This is a genomic window from Microcystis sp. LEGE 08355, from assembly GCF_015207185.1.
Classification (GTDB): domain Bacteria; phylum Cyanobacteriota; class Cyanobacteriia; order Cyanobacteriales; family Microcystaceae; genus Microcystis; species Microcystis panniformis.
In genome coordinates this window covers 1-3,903 of the sequence record NZ_JADEXI010000449.1, presented here as the reverse complement: position 1 = coordinate 3,903, position 3,903 = coordinate 1, and the positions used below count along the sequence as shown (strand labels likewise).

The following is a 3,903-nucleotide window of genomic DNA, read 5'->3' as shown; positions in this document are numbered from 1 at the left end:
TCAGAAAGTCAAACTAGATAATACAAGGCTAACCAAAAGAAGTCAAGCTGTATCCTTAACAAGGGAACAGTCAAACTAGGAGCCGTGTGAGGTGAAAGTCTCATGCACGGTTCTGAATGGGAGGGGAAGTCGGTGACGACCTTCTCGACCCCTAATAGTATCATGATAACTTTAATTTAAGCTCTTGACATTCTTGGCGGGAAGTGCTGCCACAAGTGTTGAAGAAAAAGGGAAACATAGACTAAGAGGCCTGCTATAACTCTACGTCTCCTATCTTGACGAAAATTTTTAAAAAAGTCTAACCGTTAAGTCGCCATAATAACCACAGACCTAAACCAAAACCGAAAAAGTTAGGCAGCCAGGCAGCTAGGAAGGGGGAGAGGGTGGCAGTTAGTCCCAAGCTGCCCACTAAGAAGTTTAAGAGATAATAGAGGAAAACAATGGCGACACTGAGACCAAAACTGGTTCCCCGACTAATTCTTTGCGGTAGAGAACCCAAGGCACAGCCGATGGTGGCAAAGACGATACAGACAAAGGGAAAGGCGATTTTTTGCTGGATTCGCACTTGAAAAAACCTGACTCTCTTATCATCGCCACTGAGTTTGAGCAGTTGCACATATTCGATCGCCTGTGGTATGTTCATCTCGTAGGGATCGCGGCTTTGACGAGCAAAATCGAAAGCGGAGCGAGATAAAGCGATTTTTTCGGCTTTAAAGGGGATAACTTGGCTATAGGAGGCGTTAGGGGGGGTTAATTCATAGATAATGCCGTTAAAAAAGTCCCAGACGTTATCGACGGCATTCCAACGGGCCGAATCGGCGATAATAATTTGATTTAATTCTTGTTTTAGCCAACGGATAACGGTGACGGTTTTCATCTTTTCCCCGTCAAATTGTTCGGCATAAAATAAACTTCTTAAATTGCGATTAATCGTACCGTTTTCGAGGGTTTTTATTTCATAATCGGGATAATAAAAGTCTTTGTTTTTCCAGAAACTTGCTTCTTTATTAATTTTTTGTACCAAAATTTCTGTGGCTCGATAATTAGCATTAGGAACCACATATTCGTTCAATAAAAATGTCACAAATGTAACTATTAAACTCAGGCAAAAAGTCGGTATAAAAAGACGATAAAGAGTGACTCCACAGCTTTGCAGGGCAACGGTTTCGCTATCACTACTTAAACGTCCGTAGGTGATTAAAGTGGCCAGCAAAAGAGAAACTGGCAGGGAATAAGTGACAAATTCTGGCACTTTTAACAGGAGAATTTCTAGGGCCGAGGCAAGGGGTAGATTAGCATCAACTACCTGATTAGCTAAATCGGAAAGATTGCTGATCGCTACTCCCAAAGAGGCAAATAAACCAACACTAAATAAAAATGGGGGTAGTAGTTGGCTGATCAGATAGCGATCAATGAGGGCAATACCTCCATTTACCCAGCAAGAAATCTTTTTCTTAATCATTGATTTTGGTTAACTCACTCCTCTTTCATCCCATTTCCTAACCCGCAGCCGTCTTGCCTATACCTTCGGTTAGCCTATCATATTTTGTCTTTGACGAAAAACACCGCCAGAAGTTGTATGATTGCGGGGAGAGTGGACAGAAGTAAGGATTTGGGTGAGTGTAGATAATTTTTCTGTTCCTATTCCCCGATCATCCCTAGGTGAATTATGCTGCTAAACTGGCAAACTTTTACTATTCATAAACAAGTACCTTTAACGATTAGTCGCGGCACTACCAGCGAAAATACTAATATCTGGCTGAAAATTAGCGAGGAAAATATCGAAGGTTGGGGAGAGGCATCCCCTTTTGATATTACCAGCGAGGAGAAAAAACCCGATAAAATCCTGCAAGAATTAAACTCGATCGCTCCTATTTTACAATCTTTTCACCCCTGTCAACGCCAAGAAATTGAAAAAATTTTATGGCAAAATCAGATATCTTCGGCTACTCGTGCCGCTATTGACACGGCGCTGCACGACTGGTTAGGCAAAAAAGCTAATTTACCTCTCTGGCAAATTTTTGGACTCGATCGCTCTTTAATTCCGCCGGTTTCTGTTACTATCGGTTTAAATTCTCCAGAAAATGTGGGGAAGAGGGTGTTAGATTGGCTAGAAATCGGCGATTTTAGCTTATTAAAAGTCAAATTAGGCTCACCGGACGGTATAGAAGCCGATCGAGCTATAATTCTGGCTATTAAAGAAATTGTCCCCCATTTGCCCCTAAGTGTCGATGCTAATGGTGGTTGGAAATTGAGCGATGCGGTGAAAATGTGCCAATGGTTAGGGGAAAAAGGCGTTATTTATGTGGAACAACCCCTATCCGCGGGACAAGAACGAGATTTAATCGATTTATACCAAAAATCGCCCCTACCTATCTTCGTCGATGAAAGCTGTTTTTCTAGTCAAGATATCCCGAAACTGGCCGATCGAGTCCACGGCATTAATATTAAACTAATGAAAGCTGGTGGATTAGCCGAAGTACAGAGAATGATTCATATTGCCCAAGCTTGCCGACTGCAAATTATGTTCGGATGTTACTCTGATAGCAGTTTAGCCAATACTGCCCTAGCACATCTTGGCCCGCTTGTCAACTATCTTGACCTAGATAGTCATTTAAATTTACGCGATGATCCCTTTACGGGATTAAGCTTGGAAAAGGGACGTTTACAACCAAATAATTCACCCGGTTTGGGTGTTAGTGTACGGACAGAAGATGACTAATTATTTGACTCCTGACAAGAAAGTAGCGATTCTTCTCCACGAAGGAATCAAAGGAACTCGCGGCAAAACCGGGTTAAGTTATCTGCGTTACGGTAAAGCGCAGGTAGTGGCGATTATTGACGCAGAAAGCGCCGGCAGTACCTTAAAAGAAGTGGCCGGAATCGATCACCCCTTGCCGATTGTTGCTACTGTTAGGGAAGCTCTAACCTATCATCCCGATACCCTGTTAATTGGCATCGCACCATCAGGGGGCATTTTACCACCCCATTGGCTAGAAGAAATCAAAGAGGCGGTAAATACAGGGTTATCCCTCGTTAATGGACTCCATACACCCCTAAAACCCCTTTTTTCTCAGCTTAAACCGGATCAATGGATTTGGGATATCCGTCTGGAACCCCAAGACTTAAAAATTGGGCAAGCGCGGGCGAAAAATTTAACCTGTCAGCGTATTCTAACGGTAGGCACGGATATGAGTGTGGGCAAAATGTCCACTAGCATCGAATTACATCGAGTTGCCCAAGAAAAAGGGCTAAAATCGCAATTTTTAGCCACTGGACAGGGGGGAATTATGATCGCGGGGAAAGGTGTACCCTTGGATGCGGTGCGCGTCGATTATGCTGCTGGTGCGATCGAGGCTTTGGTGTTAGAATCAGCGGAAAATAACGATATTCTGTTTATTGAGGGTCAAGGTTCTCTTTTACACCCCGGTTCGACTGCTACCTTGCCCTTAATGCGTGGCAGTCAACCAACGGGGTTAATTCTCGTCCATCGTGCCGGACAAATTCACATCAAAGATTTACCCGATATTCCTATCCCTCCCCTAACGGAAGTGATTAAACTCTGCGAAATGACTGCCAGCGCCGGGGGAAGTTTCGGGGAGGTGAAGGTAAAGGGGATTAGTTTAAATACTTTTCATCTTAGTCCGGAGGCGGCAGTTAAAGCTATAGAAACCGTGCAGGAGGAAACGGGGTTATTTTGTACCGATGTTGTCCGTTTTGGCGCTCAAGGATTATTATCAGTGATCAGTAATCAGTAATCAGTGATTAATTCAATCATAGTCAATGATAGGTGATGGGTTACGACTAAATCTGGATGTTGTTAAATTTTCTCTTGACAAAGGCGACTTGACAGGATACTATATTCATAATGGAAAATCCGTGCGCCTACAGACCCTCTTTTCC

Annotated in this window: 3 protein-coding genes; 2 read left to right on the top strand and 1 reads right to left on the bottom strand. The window is 43.2% G+C overall.

The genetic code is table 11. The annotated features are described in order from the left end of the window. Positions 1-298 precede the first annotated feature (298 nt). The gene (locus tag IQ242_RS18960; RefSeq protein WP_193961036.1) at positions 299-1,462 is read right to left on the bottom strand and encodes an LptF/LptG family permease; all 1,164 of its coding nucleotides are present in this window, start codon (positions 1,460-1,462) and stop codon (positions 299-301) included. A gap of 207 nt (positions 1,463-1,669) precedes the next feature. On the opposite strand from IQ242_RS18960, the gene IQ242_RS18955 reads away from it, so the two are divergent. Next, positions 1,670-2,722 (top strand): dipeptide epimerase, encoded by a 1,053-nt coding sequence (locus IQ242_RS18955; protein ID WP_193961035.1) that lies wholly within the window; start codon positions 1,670-1,672, stop codon positions 2,720-2,722. After that, the gene (locus IQ242_RS18950) at positions 2,715-3,758 is read left to right on the top strand and encodes a DUF1611 domain-containing protein (RefSeq protein WP_193961034.1); all 1,044 of its coding nucleotides are present in this window, start codon (positions 2,715-2,717) and stop codon (positions 3,756-3,758) included. The genes IQ242_RS18955 and IQ242_RS18950 overlap by 8 nt, the downstream gene beginning before the upstream one ends. The last annotated feature ends 145 nt before the right edge of the window (positions 3,759-3,903 follow it).

What these genes read in the sequence shown, in the direction of transcription:
- IQ242_RS18950 (WP_193961034.1), top strand. Translation starts at nt 2,715, where the DNA reads ATGACTAATTATTTGACTCCTGACAAGAAAGTAGCGATTCTTCTCCAC.
- IQ242_RS18955 (WP_193961035.1), top strand. Translation starts at nt 1,670, where the DNA reads ATGCTGCTAAACTGGCAAACTTTTACTATTCATAAACAAGTACCTTTA.
- IQ242_RS18960 (WP_193961036.1), bottom strand. Translation starts at nt 1,462, where the DNA reads ATGATTAAGAAAAAGATTTCTTGCTGGGTAAATGGAGGTATTGCCCTC.